This is a genomic window from Acinetobacter sp. ESBL14 (genome assembly GCF_036668815.1).
Lineage (GTDB): Bacteria > Pseudomonadota > Gammaproteobacteria > Pseudomonadales > Moraxellaceae > Acinetobacter > Acinetobacter gyllenbergii.
Map to the genome: position 1 here is coordinate 1 of NZ_JAZEVS010000101.1, position 204 is coordinate 204.

General features: G+C 47.1%; 1 protein-coding gene. It reads right to left on the minus strand.

All coding sequences use genetic code 11. The features are described 5' to 3' along the window. Positions 1 to 204, minus strand: a 204-nt coding sequence (locus V6E90_RS21810) for a hypothetical protein (protein ID WP_442881277.1), incomplete at both ends; no start/stop codon positions are given.

Consider the following 204-nt stretch of genomic DNA (forward strand, 5'->3'; position numbering starts at 1 on the left):
TATCACCTGCTTTAACATTCGTGATCGTGGTTCCACCAGCACCTGCAAGCGTGATCTTGTCTTTAGTTGTTGCATCGTCATATTTAACTGCTGCATCGTCTAATGTACCCAACTTGCCATCAACTGCTGCCAATTGATCTTCAGTCGCCGCTTGACCTGATACCGCTGTGCCGTTCCACGTCTTATTGCTTAAACCACCAATGG